Below are 17,802 nucleotides of genomic sequence, written 5' to 3'. Positions count from 1 at the left end.
AAGGTGAAACGGCGCCCTGGGCCCGTTTCACCTCTTACGTTTCACCCCTCTCCCCTCACTTCTTTTTCTTGACCGGCGCGGCCTTCTTGGCTGGTGCCGCCTTGGCCACCGGCTTCTTCGGCGCCGGCTTGGCGGCAGCCTTCGGGGCCGGCTTCGCGGCGGCCTTGGGCGCCGGCTTGGCGGCGGCCTTCGGGGCGGGCTTGGCGGCCGGCTTCGGGGCGGGCTTCGCCGCAGCCTTCGGGGCCGGCTTGGCGGGCGCCTTGGCCGGAGGAGCCGTCCGGGCGGCCTTCGGGTCCTTGGAGGTCACCGTGGCCTTCACGCCGACCGCCTTGGCGGCCACCGGGGCCTCAGGGGGCTTGGCGGGGGTATGGTGGACCGGCGGCGGAGGCGTTGGCCGCTTCGGCTTCTCGATCACCAACGGCTTCGAGGCCTTCCCCGCCGGGGTCTCCCGAATCTCGGCCAGCACCTTCTCGACCTCGTCGTGGGTCAGCAGGTTCCGGCGGACACCGTAGCGCATCAGCTCTTCGGCGTGGGCGATGGCATACTCTTCCAAGCCTGCGCCAGCCCGCGACAGCGCCACGATCGCGTTGGCGACCGGGCTCCGGAGGACATGCGCAATGCCCGGGAGGGCTTCCATCAAGGAGGAGATCTGTGGCGCGGCCAATTCGGTCATTCACGGGCCTCGGAAAAACGGCAACGTACGCGCCGTGGACGCCCCCCGTCAAGGTATTGGACGGTCGGACTCTTGACGGACCCCCCGAAAAAGCGTACCTAAGAGGGTGCGCCACGGGTCCGACTTCCCGGCCCCCGGAGCCACAGAGGAGCGACGATGGGCCGTCGCCACGTGAAGGAATACCGGCCGGACGAGGCACTCGCCCTCATCAGCGCCGACCGGGAGGGACGGGCAATCCACTGCCCATCCTGCGGCAGTGAGGCCATGGAGCGAACACCCGAGCGCCCCGCCGAGGGGGGGGCCACGCTGGGCCGGGTCGTCCTCACCTGCGGACAGTGCGCCCGTCTGGTCGCCTATATCGACCGGGCCGGAGTCTCCACCTCGCCTCGCTGATCGACCCGCCCGCTTGACCTGCCTCCGGGGGTCGGCCATCCTCCCCCGATGACCACGTCTGCGCCCCTGCCCCGTTCCGCCATTCCCATCGTCATTGCCACCGTCTTCATCGACGTCATCGGGTTCGGGATGGTCCTTCCGCTCCTGCCGAGCTACGCGGCGCGGTTGGGGGGGACGCCGGGGAACATCGGGTTGCTGGTCGCCTCCTACTCCGCCATCCAGTTCATCCTCGCCCCCCTCTGGGGGCGGGTCTCGGACCGCATCGGCCGCCGTCCCGTCCTGCTGATCGGGCTGGCGGGAAGCGTTGCCTCGTACCTGGTCTTCGCCTTCGCCAACTCGCTGCCGCTGCTGCTGCTCTCGCGGATCCTCGACGGGGGGTCGGGGGCGACCGTCAACGTGGCCCAGGCGTACCTCGCCGACGAGACCACCCCCGAGCAGCGCACCAAGGCGATGGGGATGGTCGGCGCCGCCTTCGGGTTGGGCTTCATCGTCGGCCCGATCCTCGGCGGGATCACCGCGGCCATCGGCAACACCCTGCCGGGGATCATTGCCGCCATCATCACCGCCGTGAACCTGGGTCTGGCGTGGCGCGTCCTCCCCGAGTCGGTCCCCGCGGCCGTCGCCGCCAACGCCCCGGTTGCACGTACGCCGTGGCGCGCGTTGGCCGCACCGGTCGCGGTGCTCTTCCTCGCGACGCTCGCCTTTTCGGTGATGTACGTGGTCTTCCCGCTCTTCGGCGAACTGCGCTTCAAGGCGAGCCGCAGCGTGGTGAGCTACTGGTTCGCCTACGTGGGGCTGGCGACGGCGATCGTGCAGGGCGGACTGCTCGGGCGCCTGGTCACGCGGCTCGGCGAGGTCGGCGTGGCGCGGCTCGGTGCCGGGGTGATGGCGGTCGGCTTCCTGCTGATCCCGCCCGCCGGGGCGCTCGGCGCACCGGGCCCGCTCTTCTACACCGCCCTGGCACTCCTCGGCGCCGGCTTCGGGATGGCCGGCCCCGCGATGATCGGCCTCGCCTCACGCCGCGCCGCGGCCACAGTGCAGGGCCGCACGCTCGGCGTGACGCAGAGCGCGTCGTCACTGGCGCGGATCATCGGCCCGATCGTCGCCGGCGCGATGATGCAGGCGGCCTCGGCGGAGGGAGCGTTCCGTCTCTCGGCATCGATGGCGGCGGGTGCGTTGCTGCTGGCCGCCACACTCTTCCCGCGCGAACGGCAAACGGCCACCCCGTAAGGAGTGGCCGTCGTCGTCCGTTGCACCGAGGTGATCAGCGCGGCGTGCTGAACAACCGGTGCCAGCGGACCTCGGTCAGGAACGCCATCGACTTGAGGCTCTGCACATCGTAGCTGAAATACACCAGCACCGGCGTGCCGACGACATTGACGCGCGGCAGGAAGCCCCAGTAGCGGCCGTCATACGAGCCGTCGCGATTGTCTCCCATCACGAACAGCGAATCCTGCGGCACCACGACCGGACCCCAGTCGTGCAGGTCGGGCTCGTAGCCCATCGGCACCGGACCGGCGAAGTGCGGGACCTGCCAGGCGCGCATCCGGGAGCGCATCAGCTGGTCCTCGGACTTCTCCGGCTCGCTGTTCACGGCGTACGGCTCCTCGAGCCGGCGACCGTTGCGGTACACCACGCCGCTCCGCATCTCGAGCGTGTCGCCGGCAATGCCGATCAGCCGCTTGACGACCTTCAGGTCTTCCTCGATCGAATCGAAGACGACGATGTCGCCACGCGCCGGCTCGCGCACCGCCGGCAGCTTCGCCTTCAGCAGCGGCACTTCGGCACCGTAGAGGAACTTGTTGACGAAGAGAAAGTCGCCGATCTGCAGCGTGTTCTGCATGCTCCCCGAGGGGATGCGGAACGCCTCGATCAGGAAGGTGCGCAGCAGGAACCACGCGACCAGTGCGATGCTGATGGACTTGACCCAGTCCACCAGAATGCGGAGTGCACCGGCCACGCGGCCCTTGACCATGCTCAGTTCTTCCAGTCGGCGATGAAGAGGTTCGTCTCGCCCGATTCACTGCCATGGCGATTCGACGCGAAGACCAGCTGCTTGCCATCCGGCGAGAACATCGGGAAGCCGTCGAAGTCGCTGTAGTGCGTGATCTGCTCGATCCCCGTGCCGTCGGCGTTGATCATGAACAGGTCGAAGCCACGGCCCTTCGGGTCCTTGTGGTTCGACGAGAAGATGATCCGCTTGCCGTCGGGGTGGAAGAACGGCGCGAAGTTGGCGCCACCGAGCGTGGTGATCTGCTTCGGGTTGCTGCCGTCGGCATTGGCGACCCAGAGCTCGAGCTTGGCCGGGCGCACCAGGCGGGCCTTCAGCAGCCGCTGATAGTCCGCGCTGTCGGTGGCCGTCACCGGGTACTGCGCGCGCCAGACGATCTTGGTGCCATCGGGCGAGAAGAAGGCGCCGCCGTCGTAACCGACCCGTGTGGTCAGACGACGGAGATTGCTGCCGTCAGGATTCATCGTGTAGAGCTCGACGTCGCCGTCGCGGGTCGACGTGAAGATCACGTGCTTCCCATCGGGCGACACCGTCGCCTCGGCGTTGTACGCCCCGTTGTCGGTCAGCTGCTTGAGGTCGGTGCCGTCGCGCTTGACGGTGAAGAGCTCGAAGCGGCCGAGCGGCCAGACGTAGCCCATGGCGCGATCCGGCGGGACCGGGCAGGCCGGGTCGCCGCGGAAGGTCGACGAGAAGATGATCCGCTGGTCCTTCTCGATGAAGTAGCCGCAGGTGGTGCGGCCGAGGCCGTTGGAGACCTGCCGCAGGCCGGAGCCGTCGGCGCGCATGATGTACTGCTGGTCGCAGCCCTCGGTCACCTTCTTCTGCTTCTGGAAGGTGAGCCACTTGCCGTCGCTCGAGAAGTATGCCTCGGCGTTGTTGCCGCCGAAGGTGAGCTGGCGCAGGCGGGTGAAGTGCTGCTCCCCCGGCTCCGGCGCGTAGAAGGTCGTCGAGGCCGAGCTGCCGGGCCCTGGGTTGGCCGTCTGCGTGGCGCAGCCGGCGAGGAGGGCGAGACCAGCGGTGGCCGACAATGGGGTACGAATGGGAAACCTCGTGGTGCGTGAAAAGAGCAGTCAGTCATCGAGCGCTGCCAGGACCGCCTCGGCATGCCCGGTCACCTTCACCTTCTCGAACACGTGGGTGATGACGCCCTCGGCGTCGATCACGAACGTGGTGCGTGCGATCCCGAAATACTTCTTGCCATACATCGACTTCTCGACCCAAACGCCGTAGGCCTGCGCGATGGCATGCTCGTCATCGGCCAGCAGCGGAAAGGGCAACGCGTGCTTCGCCGCGAACTTCCGGTGCGCCTTCACGTCGTCCCGCGACACCCCGAGCACCGTGGTGCCTCGCCGGCGGAGCTTCCGCCAGGCATCGCGGAAGCCGCACGCCTGCTCGGTGCAATCGGAGGTATCGTCCTTCGGGTAGAAATAAAGCACCACCCGCTGGCCCCGCAGCGCCGAGAGGGCCACCGACTTCCCCTCGGCATCGAGCGTCGTGAAATCTGGTGCCTTGTCCCCCGGTTGGAGCATCCGTAGTGCTGCGGAGGTCACGGCACCAGCGCGCGGGGCACGCTCGGCACCGCCGCCAACCGGCGCACCGGATGGCTCGCCCGGGCACGAACCGCGCGGTCAAAGGAGTTCCAGGTGGTGTAGCCGTCTTCCGACGCCGGCTCGAGCAGGAAGGCCGCCAGCATCCCGAAGCGCTGGTTGGTCGGGATGATGTAGCTGCCGGCCGGGAGCGAGTCGGCCGCCGGCGCGAGCCACTTGCCGTCGACCTTCATGGCCCGATGCCCCTCGAACGGGCGCGCGGCGACCACGGCCGAGTCGATCTGGAAGCGCGCGCTCTGGCCGACCCATGGCTGGGTGAGCTTCTCCACCACGATGCCCTGTCGACGCAACAACGTCACGATCTCGGTCCACTGCGCGTCGAGCACGTACGCCGCCGGAATCGCCTCGCGGCGGGTGGCGACGAAGCGGTCGACCACGGGCATGAACACCTTCTTCATCTCGCCGGTGCGCTGACGCCGCGCGAAGCCACCGTTCCCCTCACCCTGCCTGGTGAGCTCGGCAATGACGGTGTCCATGCGCGGCGGCGCGAAGGCGCTGCGCACCGCGACGGAGTCGGGACGCGCGGCAATCGTCGCCGCCATCACCCGGCGCAGGTCGGCCTGCTTCTCGACCATGTAGCGCATCGACTCGAGCACGAACGCGTAGGTGGCATCGATCCGCTTCAGCAGCGGATCGTTGCTGTACGCCTCGGAGAGGATCGAGATCCGCGACATCCCCATCAGGTTGCTGCCGTAGCGCGCGTAGGACTCATAGGTGTCCCAGCCGAGCACCAGCGAGTCGGGATGCTGGTTGCGGAAGTTGCCGTAGGGGAAGGTCTCGAACTTGTGGCGATCGCGGACGCGCTTGCGGATGTCGGGGAGCGCCTTGTCCTGCAGCCAGCTGTTGGCCGGCGTCTGGTTCGGATTGAGCCCCGGCGCCCACGTGAGATTGTAGCCGTGGTAGGAGCCGTTGGTGGTGTGCAGATCCATCCAGACATCGGGGTCCCACGCCGCCACCAGCGCCAGCGAGCCGCGCGTCTCCGGCGCTTCCTGCTTGACATAGTCGCGGTTGAGGTCGAGCCCCTGCCCGTTGGCACGCAGGCCGACGATCGCGGGACCATTCTGCCCCGGACGGTTGCGATCCCCCGAGCCGAAGGCGTCGTTGCCATCGCTGTTGTAGATCGGCACCCAGACCACGATCACGCTGTCGAGCAGCTTGGTGAGCGGGCCGAGGGTGAGATCACGCAGCAGCCGCTGCACCGCTTCCTTCCCCTCGACCTCACCCGCGTGGATGTTGCCCTGGATGTAGAAGACCGGCTTGCCGCTGCGCTTCGCCTCGGCGGGGTCGGCGACCATCGGGCGTGCCGCGACGACGTAGGGGATCCGGCGACCCTGCGGCGACTCACCGAGGGTGCCAACGCGGATCGCGGCACCACGGTTCGCCAGCGAGTCGAGGAAGGCCAGCACCTCGGCGTGACTCGACGTCCGCTCCCCGGCCGTGCGCTCGGGAACGGTCTGCTGCGCAGCGAGTGGCGTGGCGGCCAGCAGGGCGACACCAGCGAGCCAGGAAAGCGGGCGAGCCATCAGTGCTCCGGAGGGTAGGGTGGAAAGAGGAGTCGACGAGCCACGGCATCGGCCACGCCGGCATCCCAGGTCAAGGTGATTTCGGGCACCACCGCGGCCGTCACCGGCCGTCGCAGCAGCAGCGGCGCACCGCGCGCGCCGGCGGGGAAGTTAGCGAGTCGGGCGACGGCGGTCGGGTCGTGCAGTCGCGAGACGAAGGTACTCCGCCGCGTCGCCACCGGAAGGCGTGCCGCCGCCGAGCGGACCAGGCGGTAGCCGAGCGCGTGGGGATCCTCGCTCATCCCGCCCCAGAGCGCCATCCGCTTCTCGGCGTCGAGCAGCAGCAGGAGAGGCGTCGACACTGCGGCGGGACGCAGCGTCTCCTCGGTGGCCCACTCGGCGAACCCCTCGGCCAGCCAGGGATCGTCCTCGAGCAGGCGGGCGACGGTCGACCCGTCGGCACGCGAGACCCCCTTCCCCTCGAGCCGGGTGACGGCCGCGAGAACGTGGTGCCACTCGTGGATGACCGTCGCCACCGCCAGCAGCGGCATGATGCCCGGGTCGATGCGGATCCCGTCTGCCGTCGCCAGCAGCGTCTTGAGGCCCGGCACACGGGATGGCGGGAGAAGGGCGACGTCGCCACCCGCGGCCGACAACGTGAGCGTGTCGGACCAGGTCAGGGCGAACCATGCCGTGAGCGCCTCGAGGCGCCCCGCCGGCAGCCACTCACGAGCGGACGCATTCGCCGGTTCGACCAGGGTCCGCGCGAGGCGATCGCCAGACACCAGCGGCATCGCCTCGAAGCCGCCGAGCCACTCGGTCACGAGCTTCGGGGGCGGCAGGACGCTGCGCCCCCAGAACGCGGCCACGAGCTGCGCCGGCGCCTGCCTCACCCCGGCAGTCTCGAGCCACGGGTGCGTGAGCAACCAGCCCACGGCCTCGCGCCACCAGGGAACGGCCGAGATGTAGCCGTCGAGCAGCGCCGTCAGCGAGCGCGATGCTTCGCTGTCGGTGACGGCCAGGGCCGCGACGCGTTGCCGCAACAGCGAATCGCCACGTTCCCACGCGGGCCAGAGGGCGTAGGCCGCCTCGCGCAACCGGGCGAGGTCGGCGTCACCCTGATCGGGAGCACCGCCCCGGAGCGCGCGCAACGCCGCGGCGTGGCGGTAGCTCGGATCACGGCTCGCCGCGAACGCCTCGGCGCGTTCGTGCACATCGATGACGATGCCAGCACCGCGGACCAGGAAGAGCCGCTGGAAGGTGCTGTCGTTGGCGACACTCCCACTGATCGCCTGCAGTTGACGGCGAACCGCGGCGCGCGTCGCCTCATCGGCACCGAGTGCCATCGCGCGGGAACGATTCACCCGCTCACCACCGCGCACCACCGGGAGGCCGGTCCGCCGCACCAACTCGGCGTACTCGCGCTCGAGGGTCATGGAGTCCGACAGCGCGGCAGCCCACGCGGCGGGGATCACCGTGGCGTTGGCGCGGGTGCCGACGGCGAGCTGACGCACGCGCACCCGCGGTCGCACCGGCCAGCGCACCGTCCCGGGGCGGATCAGCTCGCCCTCCCAGGAGGCCCCGCCGCCATCGGCGTAGCGCAGGCGGCCCGACATCACCGCGCCATCGCCATCAACATCGAGCTCGGCACGCAGGCCAAGCGCGCCGACACCGAAGGAGAGGTGATTGCCGGTGCGCTGCAGATTGGTGAGCGGGAAGAAGACCGAGTCGTGCGATTCGAGCAGGAGGCGGCTGCGAGCACCATCAAGCCGCAGGTCGGCGAACTCCACGCCGGCGGCGGTGCGCAGTTGCACCGCCCAGCGCGTGGCACTCTCCTGCGCGCCGAGCGCGGCCGGCACCAGCCAGAAGGCAGCGGCCGCCGCGCGGATGGTCACCCTTCGCGCGCGCCTTTCGGCCGCCGCTCGACGGTGGTGGCCTTGACGGTCACCCCCTCGACCAGCCGCTCGAGCCCACCCACGACGACACGGTCCCCGACTTCGATCCCGCGGCGAATCTCGACGAAGCCGGGGGAGCGCACGCCGAGTTCGACTTCGCGACGCGTGACCGTGCTGTCCTGCTGCACCCAGATGTACGTCGCCCCGGCGGTCGGCACGATCGATTCCTCCGGGACCACCACGGCATTCGCACGCATCGCGGTCGCGAGCCGTGCCTCGAGGAACATCCCCGGTTGGAGCGTGCCACCGCTGTTGGCGGTGATCGCCTTCACCGTGATGGTGCGCCCCGGCAGCGTGACCACCGGGTCGACGAAGTCGACGCGCGCCGTGAACGTCTTCCCCGGCAACGACGCCACCTGGAAGGTGACCTCCTGCCCCATCTTCAACTCGGCCGCGTAGCGCTCCGGCACGGCAAAGTTGATGCGGGCCGGCGAGACGGTCTGCAGCGTGAGCAGCCGCGATTGGCTGTTGACGAAGTCGCCCATCGAGACCAGCCGCTGCCCGACCACGCCGGCGAACGGGGCACGGACCACGGTCCGCTCCAGACGCAGTGCCAGCAGGTCGAGCGATGCGGTGGCCGCGCGGGACGACGCCTCGGCGCGCTCCAGATCGGCCGGCGCCGCCGCCTTCTCCGCCAACAAGAGGCGGGTCCGCTCGAGGGCCTGTTTGGCGAGATCGCGGTCGGCGGTGGCACGGGCCACCTGCGCCTTGAGTTCGGCATCGTCGATCTTGAGCAGCGGCGTGCCGACACCGACGGTGGCGCCTTCGCGGGCGAGGATGTCGACGACGCGCCCTTCGATGTCGGGACGCAGCTCGATGCGCTGCATCGCCTCGACTTGCCCGGTGGCGATGATCGCATCGATCACGGTGTCGGTGAAGGCGGCACTCACCTCGACCGGCAGCACCTGCGCGCCACCCCGGCCACCGCCGCCGCCCTTGGCGTCCTTCGGTTCGGCGCCGCCGCAGGCGGCGAGGAGCAGCAGGGCACATCCAATCACGGGACGACGGCTCACGGAATGCTCCGATCGGAATCTGGGGTCAATCGTTGCCCGAGGATGACCTCGAGCGAGGCGCGCGCCAGGCGAACCGCGTAGCGCGCCTGGACCAGGTCGGCCTGCGCCTGCACCAGCTGGGCCTGCGCATCCAGCAGTTCGAGCACCGTGGCAGCACCGGCGCGGTAGCGTGCATTCTGCACCCGAAGAATCTCGGTGGCGACGCCGACTCCGGCGTGCGCCAGGTCGAGCGCCCGACGCGAGACGTCGTAGCCGGTGTACGCCTCGGTCACGTCGCGCCGCGCCGAGCGCTCGAGGTCCTCGCGGATGGCGCGGGCCACGGTGCGGTTGGTCTTGAGGCGCTGGATCGCCAGCTCGCGCTGGCCACCATCCCAGATCGGCAGCGCAATCGAGAAGCCGATGCTGCGCCGATTGGTGAGGGTCGGGAAGAACTTGTCGTCGAACTTGCCGAGCGATGCCGTCAGCGTGACCGACGGCAGGTAGCTGGCCTGGCGCACGCGAATCTGGGCCTCGCTCGACTTTTCGGCCGACCGCGCCTCGCGCCACGCCGGTCCCTGCTCCACCGCCCGCGTGACCGCTTCATCGAGCGTGATCGCGAGCGCGGCAGGGGTGGTCGAATCGATCGGGGCCGCATCCACCGGCACGGCCCGCCCGATCCGCCGCCCGAGCTGCAGCCGTGCCACGGTCAACGCGGCCTCCCGCCGCAACACCTCGGCCTCGGCGCGCTGCTGTTCCAGCAGGACCTGCAGTGAATCGGACGGCACCGTGGCACCGCTGGTCACGCGGGCGCGCGCCGTGCCGAACTGTTCGGCCGCGCGGGCGGCCCGGTCACGCGCCACGTCGAGCAGTTCGCGGGCACCGAGCACATCGTAATAGTCGCGCTCCACGTTGAGCGCGGTCTCGTAGCGTTGCGCGAGCTCGCCGGCCCGCGCCGTCTCGAGGTCGGCACTCGCCTGCCGCGCGCCGAAGAGCTTGCGCCCGCCGGTGAAGAGCTCGTAGCGGGCATCGATCGAGGCGCGGCCGGTGGCGTTCGCCGCGCGGCCGGTGCCGATGTTGAACTGCTGGGTCGAGAGCTCGGAGTAGTCGGCGGTGGCGTTGATCGTCGGCAGCACGAACACCAGCAGCGCCGCCTTGCGGGCCCATTCGGCGTTGTCGACCAGGCCGGCCGACTGCACCCACGTCGGATCGAGCCGCACCGCCTCGCGGAGCGCATCACGCAGCGTCACCACCGGCAGGGTGTCGACCGGCGCCATCGTCAGCGTGGCGAGCAGGTGGAGGGCGGCGATCACGGGGCCTCCACCGAGGCGAACTCGGCGGTGGCTTCCCGGCTGGCGCGTCGATGCGCCAGCCCCCGCTCGGCCAGCATCCAGACCACCGGCACCACGAAGAGCGTCAGCACGGTCGAGAAGGCGATGCCGCCGACGATGGCGTACCCCAGCGGACGGCGCGCGGTGGCGCCGGCACCGGAGCCGAGGGCGATCGGGATCGCGCCCATGATCGTCGCCACCGAGGTCATCAGGATCGGTCGCAGCCGGATCCGCCCCGCCTCGAGCATCGCATCCACCACTTCCATCCCCTTGGCCCGGAGCTGGTTGGCATACTCCACCAGCAGGATCGAGTTCTTGGTGACCAGCCCGACCAGCAGGATCATGCCGATCTGCGAGTAGAGGTTGATGGTGGCCCCGGCGAGCTTCAGCGTGAAGATCGCGCCGATCACCGCCAGCGGCACCGCCATGAGCACGGTGAACGGATGCACCACCGACTCGAACTGCGAGGCCAGCACCATGAACACCACCAGGATCGCGAGGCCGAAGGCGAGCAGCAGCTCGTTGCCGCTCTCGCTCAGTTCCCGGGCGTCGCCGCCGAGGGCAATCGTGGTGTTGGCCGGCAGCTGGGCCGTCGCGATGGCGGTGAGCGAATCGATCGCGTCGCCGAGGGCGAGGGTCGGCGCGAGCGAGGCGGAGAGGGTGAAGGCCCGCACCCGCTCGTAGTGGGCAATGCCGCGCGGGCCGGTGGTCTCGGTGATCGACGCGAGGGCATCCACGCGCACCAGCTGCCCGTTGCGCCCGCGCACGAAGAGCTGGTCCATGTCCTGCGGCGTGGTGCGGTGGGCGGCGTCGAGCTGGAGGAAGACGTCGTAGATGCGCGAGTCGCGCGTAAAGGTCGAGACGCGGGTGCCGCCGAGCATCGACTGCAGCGTCGTGGCCACGTCGCCGATCGGCACGCCGAGGTCGTCGGCCCGGTCGCGATCGTAGGCGATCGTCAGTTCCGGCTTGTTGTTCTTGAGGTCGGTGTCGACGTTGACCAGGCCCGGGACCTGGCGCGCGGCCGCGATCAGTCGCTCGTTGGCCACCAGCAGCGAGTCATAGTCCGGGTGACGCACGATGAACTGCACCGGCGAACCGAAGCCGCCGATCGCCGACGGGTTGGAGGCGAAGATCTGCACGCCGGCGATCGCCGCGAACTTCGGCCGCAGCTCGGCGATGATCTCCTCGATGTTCCGCTCGCGGTCCTCCCAGTACTTGAGTCGCGCGACGACGAAGCCGCCGTTCGGCGAACCGCCGCGGCCGATGACCGAGAAGACGGAGTTCACTTCGGGCACCGTGGCGAGAATCGCCTCGACCTGCTTCTGGTAGCCGTCGGTGTACTGCAGCGTCGCGCCCTCGGGGCCGACGATGTTGATGTTGACCACGCCCCGGTCGTCCGCCGGAATGAACTCGCGCTTGAGGGTCTGGAAGACCAGCGCCGCGCCGACCACCAGCGCCAGCATCCCCACCACCACCGTGAGCGGATGGCGCAACGAGCGGCCCAGGACCCGCGCATAGCCGGTCGCGAGGCTGTCGAAGCCGCGCTCCAACATCTGGTACATCCGGCCATGACTCGGCGGCACCTTGAGCAGCTTGGCGCAGAGCATCGGCGTCAGCGTGAGCGCCACGAAGCCCGAGATGAAGACCGAGCCCGCGACCGCGATGCCGAACTCGTTGAAGAGCTTGCCGGTGTTGCCCTTGAGGAAGGCGAGCGGGACGAAGACCGCCATCAGCGAGGCGGTTGTCGCCACCACGGCGAATCCGATCTCGCGGGTGCCATCGCGCGCCGCCTGCTCCGGCGACTTGCCGAGCTCTTCCTGGTGGCGATAGGCGTTCTCCAGCACGATGATCGCGTCGTCGACGACGATGCCGATGGCGATGGTGAGCGCCAGCAGGGTGAAGTTGTTGATCGAGAAGCCGAGTGCCGACATCACGGCGAACGTCGCGATGATCGAGGCGGGAATGGCGAAGGCGGGGATGATCGTCGCCCGGAGGTTGCGCAGGAAGAGGAAGATGATGACCACGACCAGGAGCGCCGCCTCGATCAGCGTGCGCTGGGCGTCGCGGATCGATCGCTCGACGAAGACCGACTGGTCGAATGCCTGCACCAGCTTCACGCCGGGCGGCAGTGCGGCCTGGATCGAGGGCAGCGCGGCCTGGATCGCCTTGGAGACCTCGATGACATTGGCCTTCGACTGGCGGATCACGCCGAGGCCGATGCCGGGCGTCTGGTCGAAGCGCAGCGCGGAGCGGTCATTGGCGGGCCCGAGCTCCACGCGGCCGACGTCACGCAGCTTGGTGAGGACGCCGCCCTGACTGGAGACCACGAGGTCGGAGAATTCATTCGGCGTGCGCAACTCGCCGAGCGAGCGCACCGTGAACTCGCGCTGCGAGGACTCGATCCGGCCCGCCGGCACCTCGACGTTGCGCGCCCGAATCGCGGCCGCGACGTCCTGCACCGTGAGCGACCGCGCCGTGAGCGCATTCTGGTCGAGCCAGATCTTCATCGCGTAGCGACGCTCGCCCTGGATCTGCGCGCGCGCCACGCCGGGAATCGTCTGCAGCCGCTGCTTGACGATCCGGTCGGCGACGTCGTTGAGCTGCAGCAGGTCGAGCGTGGTCGAGGTCAGGGCCAGATAGTAGAAGGGACGCGCATCGGCGTCCTGCTTGGCGACGACCGGCTCGTCCACGTCCTCGGGGAGACGACCGCGCACCCGACTCACCAGGTCGCGGACGTCCTGCGCCGCCGATTCGACATCGCGCGAGAGACCGAATTCCAGCCGGACGCTGCTGCGCTGCTCGTTGCTCGACGAGGTCAGCGTCCGGATCCCCTCGGCGGTGCTCAGCTCCTCCTCGAGCACGTCCGTGACCGACGACTCCATCACCCGGGGATTGGCCCCCCGCAGCGAGGTCTCCACGGAGACGATCGGCGGGTCGATGTCGGGGAGTTCTCGCACCGGCAGGCGCAGGTAGCCGAGCACGCCGAAGAGCACGAGGGCGAGGGAGCCCATCGTGGCCAGTACGGGTCGGGAGATGGATACGTCCGAAATCTTCATCGTGAGGCCCTATCTTGTCGGGGACGGCGGGCGCGCTGCCCGTCGAGACTACGAATTGCAGGACCCCAAGGTTCAACCCGCAGGAGTTCGTGATGGGTGCCAAGCTCACCGCACGGCAGCAGGCCCAATTGGCCTGGCTCGAATCGCTCCCCCCGAAGCTCGAGAAGGCCAATCGGATCATCGAGATGATCAGCACCATGCAGGCCGACGAAAGCCAGGTACGCGGCCTCGGCCGGATGTGCGACGAACTCAAGGCCCAGGCCGGTTCCCTGAACCTGACCCCGATCGGCGACGGCTTCGGTTACATGGGGATGATGCTGCGCCGCGCGGGAGGGCTGCAGGTCAAGGTGCGCGGGCTGCGGGAACTGCTGGCCGGCGTGAAGATCAACCTGGAAGGCGCCCTCCGAATCGCGGCCACGCCGGAGCGCGATGCCAAGGAGGAGGGCGATCCGCCGGTCAGTCCTTGAGGACCTTGTCCAGAATCGGGCCGGCCGTGAAGGCGAACATCGAAGTGATGACGAGACCGAGCATGATGGTCACGTAGGTCAGCGCACCGATCAGCACCCCGGCGCCGAGTCCGGCCAGGATCATTCCGACATAATAGAGCACGAAGTTTCTCCTTGAAACGTTCTGGCGGACTACGACACCCACGCCTGATCCGACGCCAAGAATAGCAGGACCCACGCGGCCTCGGCAACGCGGCGAATCCCGACTGCCTCGCCCTCTGGTTCCCGCACCCGGCAGCCCATAGCTTGGACTCAGCGCACCGCTGGGAGGACACCCCCACTCCTCCTCTTCACTTGGAGGCGCTATGTGGACCAGGACTCGACTTCTCTCGCTCGCCGTCGTCGGCGGGTTGTTTGTCGCGTGCGGTAAGGACAGCCCCACGGGCTCGGATCCGATCGGCGGCGACACCGATCTCGCGATCAGCGCCGTCGGCAACACGATCCCGACCGGCTCGGTCAACCTCAGCGGCACCTACTACAACGTCGGCAGCTCGCTGACCGTGACCGCCAACAACGGCGGCCTGACGACGCTCCACCTGACCGCGGATCTCGCCAACGCCCCGGCGCTGCAGGCCAAGGTGAACGCGATGGCCACCTCGCTCGCCGGCCCCGGCGGCTGGGTCGCCGGCTTCCTCTCGGGCGGCGCGATCAGCACCGACATCAAGCTCCGGATCACCTCGGAGGGGATCCAGGACTTCTTCAACGCCGACAAGAAACAGCAAACGCTGGTGCGCTACGACGCGAAGGTGGGCGACACCTATCGCACCACGCTCAGCGACGGGAGCACCATCACCCGGACCGTGACGAAGGTGTCCACGACGGATGACTTCGCGTACGGCCTGCTGATGATCAAGACGATCAAGGTGGAGCAGGAGTCCCACCTCGCCGGCGTGCGCAAGTTCGTCTACCACGCCAATCACCGCTTTGGCCTGGTCTGGGTCGAGGCGCAGATGGAGGACGGGACGACGATCAGCTACTTCCTGTATCCGAACAACTATTGAGGTGCTTGGTGAACGGTGAACGGTGAACGGGACGTGAATGGTGAAACGTGAAAGGTGAAACGGAGCCAACCTTCGAGGCCGTTTCACCTTTCACGTCTCACCCTGCGCGGCCGCAGGCCGCTCCCCGTTCACCGTTCACCGTTCACTCCCGCTTCACAACGACTCTTGCCCAATCCCACCCCATCAACCCCTTCGCATTCACCGCCTTCACCTGCACCACCATCCCCGCGCGCAGTCCGGGAATCCGCGCCGTCGGCGCGGTGACGCGGAGGCGGTTCTTCTCTGGCGCATCGGCCGGGCCCCACGTCACCACGTAGCCGATGATGCCCTTCTCGGGGCTCTTCGCCCAGGTGGCGGTGCCGTTCGCCACCGCAAGGTTCTTGAGCCGCGACGGGCTCGACGCGAGCAGCATCAGCGTCGCCACCGTCGTCTTGCTTGCTTCCGCGATCAACTGATGGTTCTCGACCTCGAGGATGTCGTGCGGCATGTGGTAGTGCGGGTTGCCGAGCACGGGATAGGAACCGATGCCGCCGACGATGTCACCGTAGGCCTCATAGTACGCGGCTGCATCCGTGCTCTTGTAGTAGAGCGCGTCGTAGGTGATCATCGCCGAGAATTGCGCGGCGGCGGCGTGCTGGATGTCGCGGATGCCGGGATTCGAGTAGCGGATGGTGTTGTCGAGGTGATGGTCGTTGGCCCACCCCAGCATGTCGTTGTTGAGCGCGCCGACGAGCTTGATCGAGTCGGCCACCGCGCGGCGAACGTACTCGCGCGAGCCGAGCAGGCCCGCTTCCTCGCCGGTGAAGGAGGCGAAGACGATCGTCGCCGGCTGTGGGTGCTTGGCCATCACGCGCGCCGCTTCGAGCAGCGCCGCCGTTCCCGAGGTGTTGTCGTCCGCCCCGGGCCCCTCGGCGCGCGAGTCGAAGTGCGAACTCACCACGTACACCAACTCCGGATTCTCCGTCCCCTTCAGCACTGCGAGAACGTTCGCCGTCTTCCCACCGAGGGCGCCCTGCGGCGAGAACCACTGCGGCTGGGCATCGTAGCCGAAGCTCTTGTAGGTCGCGAGGAGATAGTCGATCGCCTTGGCGTTGCCCGGCTGCGAGATGTGCTTCGAATCGAAGTCGAAGAGCGCCTTCTCGTAGCTGTACACGCGGCCGACGTCGACCTGCGTCGTCACGGCGCGCACCTCGGCCGCAATCGGCGCAAACGAGGCGATGCCACGGTCACGCAGCGACACCTCGCCGGCACGGTCGGCGCCGAGCCGCGCGATGACTGCCTCGCGCGTGACGAGCCGATTCAGCTCCGTCAGGTAGAGCCCGCGCTCCACTGATACGGTGTTGCCATCGCGCTCGGCGACCGTGAGCAGTGCCGTACCGTCAGGCGTCGGCAGCCACTCGTACTCGGGGGCGATGGTGCGCACGGTGTTGTTGTGGAAGAGCCGCGTGCGCGCCCCCGTCTCGGTGTCGTAGCGATAGGAGCGGCGATGCCTCGGCTCCCCCATGACGGCCATCACGGTCGTCGGGCTGAGCCACTGGGGGAGGACGTCGTGCTGGATCTCGCGGGTGATGCGCGTCGGCGTGGCGGAGGCGGTTGGCGAAATGTCGAGGGTGTAGAGCTCCCAGTCCTGCACCGGCATCATCTGAAACGCGATCCGGCTGCCGTCCGGAGAGAGCGCCGGCGCGTCGATCCGACGAATGCCCTTGTAGAGCGTCATGGCGCCGCCGCCGGCGACCGGTGCGGCCATCAGCCGGTTCTCCTCGGTGGCGATGTCACCCTGCACGACGAGTCGCCCCTCGACCCACGCGATCATCGAGCCGTCGGCCGAGATGGTCGCCGCGCGGCCCTCGATCCGTCGCACCGTGTTGGCCTGCAGGTCGACGATCGCGAAGAGTGCGGCGGCGCGGAGTCCGGCGAGGCCGACGGGGAGGCGCACCGGATTGCCGCTCGGGACAGGGTACGCCAGGAACCGCCCGCCGGGGAGCGCCACGGGCACGCCCTTGAAGCCTGCCGTCGGTGCGACGATGCCTTGCACCGCGAAGCTGTCGCCGGTGCGCGTCAGGCGGAGGATGTCGTTGCGCGTCCCGTCCGAGGCGCGCGAGACCACCACGAAGAGCGTGGCGTCGTCGGTGCCGAAGGTGGCGCCGGTCGGCAGCCACTCGCCCAGGCCGGTAATCGGCAGCTCGCGTCCGGTGGCGACCTCCTTGATGCCCAGGGGGACGCGATTCAACGTGGTGGGCGCGATCCACGCCACCAGCGCTCCGGTTGGCGAGAGCGCGGCGCCGCTCCCCACCACCTCGAGGAGGACTTTCGTGGGAGCGCTCCGGCGCACTACCCGGGTGACGCGTACGGCGGGGAGTCCACTCTCGTAGGCGATCGTCTGACCGTCGGCGGACCAGATCGGCCTCCCGCCGTCGGGGGTCAGTTCCACCGTCTCGAAGCGCTCGCCCGTGAGCACCGCCACCGAGTCGATCCACGGCCGCGCCACCCCGGGCACCAGGAGTGAACGGAGCGCGTCGGTTGCCTCGATGTAGCGGCCGGCGTCCCAGGCGCGGAACCCCTTTTCCCAGAGCATGCCGGGCGGGACGATGCCACCGGACTGGGCGGCGAGCGGGGCGGCGAGGAGGAGCAGGGCTGGGAGGAGGCGCATGGGGAGCTCGGGTGGCTGTGAACGGTGAGCTGTGACCTGTAACCAGTGACCAGTGACCAGTGACCAGTGACCTGTGACCTGTGACCAGCGACCGGCAGTTGGTTACAGGTCACAGGTTACAGGTTACG

Annotated in this window: 14 protein-coding genes and 1 pseudogene; 4 read left to right on the top strand and 11 right to left on the bottom strand. The window is 68.9% G+C overall.

The window, feature by feature from the left end:
* Window positions 1-55: 55 nt before the first annotated feature.
* Window positions 56-265: pseudogene (locus tag IPP98_05210) on the bottom strand (hypothetical protein).
* Between the two features lie 564 nt (window positions 266-829).
* Between IPP98_05210 and IPP98_05205 the strand changes: the two are divergent.
* Together IPP98_05205 and IPP98_05200 are read left to right on the top strand one after the other, a co-directional pair.
* On the top strand, window positions 830-1,066 hold the full coding sequence (locus IPP98_05205) for a hypothetical protein (GenBank protein ID MBL0178512.1): 237 nt from the start codon (window positions 830-832) through the stop codon (window positions 1,064-1,066).
* A 48-nt stretch (window positions 1,067-1,114) separates the two neighbouring features.
* Window positions 1,115-2,296, top strand: a complete 1,182-nt coding sequence (locus IPP98_05200) for an MFS transporter (protein ID MBL0178511.1) — start codon at window positions 1,115-1,117, stop codon at window positions 2,294-2,296.
* Window positions 2,297-2,330: 34 nt separating this feature from the next.
* On the opposite strand, the gene lepB is transcribed toward IPP98_05200, so the two are convergent.
* From lepB to IPP98_05160, 8 genes are read right to left on the bottom strand one after another with little or no spacing between them, the layout of a single operon-like run.
* Window positions 2,331-3,041, bottom strand: coding sequence for a signal peptidase I (gene lepB / locus IPP98_05195; GenBank protein MBL0178510.1), 711 nt, complete (start codon window positions 3,039-3,041; stop codon window positions 2,331-2,333).
* 2 nt (window positions 3,042-3,043) lie between these two features.
* Window positions 3,044-4,117: a PD40 domain-containing protein gene (locus tag IPP98_05190; GenBank protein MBL0178509.1), complete on the bottom strand. Its 1,074-nt coding sequence runs from the start codon at window positions 4,115-4,117 to the stop codon at window positions 3,044-3,046.
* Window positions 4,118-4,147: 30 nt separating this feature from the next.
* The gene (gene bcp / locus IPP98_05185) at window positions 4,148-4,606 is read right to left on the bottom strand and encodes a thioredoxin-dependent thiol peroxidase (protein MBL0178508.1); all 459 of its coding nucleotides are present in this window, start codon (window positions 4,604-4,606) and stop codon (window positions 4,148-4,150) included.
* 17 nt (window positions 4,607-4,623) lie between these two features.
* Window positions 4,624-6,207 (bottom strand): hypothetical protein, encoded by a 1,584-nt coding sequence (locus tag IPP98_05180; GenBank protein ID MBL0178507.1) that lies wholly within the window; start codon window positions 6,205-6,207, stop codon window positions 4,624-4,626.
* Window positions 6,207-8,081, bottom strand: a complete 1,875-nt coding sequence (locus tag IPP98_05175) for a hypothetical protein (protein MBL0178506.1) — start codon at window positions 8,079-8,081, stop codon at window positions 6,207-6,209. Before IPP98_05175 ends, IPP98_05180 begins: the two co-directional genes overlap by 1 nt.
* A complete protein-coding gene (locus IPP98_05170; GenBank protein ID MBL0178505.1) occupies window positions 8,078-9,154 on the bottom strand; it encodes an efflux RND transporter periplasmic adaptor subunit in 1,077 nt (358 codons plus the stop codon). The genes IPP98_05175 and IPP98_05170 overlap by 4 nt, the downstream gene beginning before the upstream one ends.
* On the bottom strand, window positions 9,151-10,443 hold the full coding sequence (locus IPP98_05165; GenBank protein MBL0178504.1) for a TolC family protein: 1,293 nt from the start codon (window positions 10,441-10,443) through the stop codon (window positions 9,151-9,153). The genes IPP98_05170 and IPP98_05165 overlap by 4 nt, the downstream gene beginning before the upstream one ends.
* On the bottom strand, window positions 10,440-13,517 hold the full coding sequence (locus IPP98_05160; GenBank protein MBL0178503.1) for an efflux RND transporter permease subunit: 3,078 nt from the start codon (window positions 13,515-13,517) through the stop codon (window positions 10,440-10,442). Before IPP98_05160 ends, IPP98_05165 begins: the two co-directional genes overlap by 4 nt.
* Before the next feature lie 92 nt (window positions 13,518-13,609).
* On the opposite strand from IPP98_05160, the gene IPP98_05155 reads away from it, so the two are divergent.
* Window positions 13,610-13,984: a hypothetical protein gene (locus IPP98_05155; GenBank protein MBL0178502.1), complete on the top strand. Its 375-nt coding sequence runs from the start codon at window positions 13,610-13,612 to the stop codon at window positions 13,982-13,984.
* Here IPP98_05155 and IPP98_05150 read toward each other — a convergent pair.
* A complete protein-coding gene (locus IPP98_05150; GenBank protein MBL0178501.1) occupies window positions 13,974-14,126 on the bottom strand; it encodes a hypothetical protein in 153 nt (50 codons plus the stop codon). The two genes, IPP98_05155 and IPP98_05150, sit on opposite strands and share 11 nt — an antisense overlap.
* Before the next feature lie 202 nt (window positions 14,127-14,328).
* On the opposite strand from IPP98_05150, the gene IPP98_05145 reads away from it, so the two are divergent.
* Window positions 14,329-15,024: a hypothetical protein gene (locus tag IPP98_05145; GenBank protein MBL0178500.1), complete on the top strand. Its 696-nt coding sequence runs from the start codon at window positions 14,329-14,331 to the stop codon at window positions 15,022-15,024.
* Between the two features lie 142 nt (window positions 15,025-15,166).
* On the opposite strand, the gene IPP98_05140 is transcribed toward IPP98_05145, so the two are convergent.
* A complete protein-coding gene (locus tag IPP98_05140) occupies window positions 15,167-17,674 on the bottom strand; it encodes a M20/M25/M40 family metallo-hydrolase (GenBank protein ID MBL0178499.1) in 2,508 nt (835 codons plus the stop codon).
* Window positions 17,675-17,802 lie beyond the last annotated feature (128 nt).

The organism is Gemmatimonadota bacterium, from assembly GCA_016720805.1.
Taxonomy (GTDB): Bacteria; Gemmatimonadota; Gemmatimonadetes; order Gemmatimonadales; family GWC2-71-9; genus Palsa-1233.
Note: the sequence above shows the minus strand (reverse complement) of the source record. Positions and strands in the feature narration are given on the sequence as shown.

Excerpts from the sequence above, each read along its gene's own strand:
- IPP98_05205 (MBL0178512.1), top strand. The coding sequence starts at position 830 with ATGGGCCGTCGCCACGTGAAGGAATACCGGCCGGACGAGGCACTCGCC.
- IPP98_05200 (MBL0178511.1), top strand. The coding sequence starts at position 1,115 with ATGACCACGTCTGCGCCCCTGCCCCGTTCCGCCATTCCCATCGTCATT.
- lepB (MBL0178510.1), bottom strand. The coding sequence starts at position 3,041 with ATGGTCAAGGGCCGCGTGGCCGGTGCACTCCGCATTCTGGTGGACTGG.
- bcp (MBL0178508.1), bottom strand. The coding sequence starts at position 4,606 with ATGCTCCAACCGGGGGACAAGGCACCAGATTTCACGACGCTCGATGCC.
- IPP98_05180 (MBL0178507.1), bottom strand. The coding sequence starts at position 6,207 with ATGGCTCGCCCGCTTTCCTGGCTCGCTGGTGTCGCCCTGCTGGCCGCC.
- IPP98_05160 (MBL0178503.1), bottom strand. The coding sequence starts at position 13,517 with ATGAAGATTTCGGACGTATCCATCTCCCGACCCGTACTGGCCACGATG.
- IPP98_05155 (MBL0178502.1), top strand. The coding sequence starts at position 13,610 with ATGGGTGCCAAGCTCACCGCACGGCAGCAGGCCCAATTGGCCTGGCTC.
- IPP98_05145 (MBL0178500.1), top strand. The coding sequence starts at position 14,329 with ATGTGGACCAGGACTCGACTTCTCTCGCTCGCCGTCGTCGGCGGGTTG.
- IPP98_05140 (MBL0178499.1), bottom strand. The coding sequence starts at position 17,674 with ATGCGCCTCCTCCCAGCCCTGCTCCTCCTCGCCGCCCCGCTCGCCGCC.